This window comes from Rhizobium ecuadorense (assembly GCF_001187535.1).
Lineage (GTDB): Bacteria > Pseudomonadota > Alphaproteobacteria > Rhizobiales > Rhizobiaceae > Rhizobium > Rhizobium ecuadorense.
In genome coordinates this window covers 1-227 of the sequence record NZ_LFIO01001548.1, presented here as the reverse complement: position 1 = coordinate 227, position 227 = coordinate 1, and the positions used below count along the sequence as shown (strand labels likewise).

1 pseudogene is annotated in these 227 nt (G+C 57.7%); it reads right to left on the bottom strand.

Going from position 1 to position 227, the window contains the following annotated elements:
* Nucleotides 1-227, bottom strand: a pseudogene (locus tag AF337_RS32020) (thiamine phosphate synthase); the annotation flags it as partial.

Sequence of the window (227 nt, the reverse complement as noted above, 5' to 3'; positions counted from 1 at the left end):
AGCCGAAGACGACGCATCCGATAATGACGAAGTCGATTTCGCGAAAACCTGCGAAGTCGCGTTGCCGATGGCAAAGAGGCGTCAGGAAGGCGTCGTCGTGATCCATTGCGGCGGAGACATATTCGTCCTCATCCGTCAGATTGGAACCCTCCAACGAGACGCCGAACGCAGGCCTGGTAACATTGGGGCTCCGTTCCTCGGCAGGATCGGCACTATTGCCGGTGAAC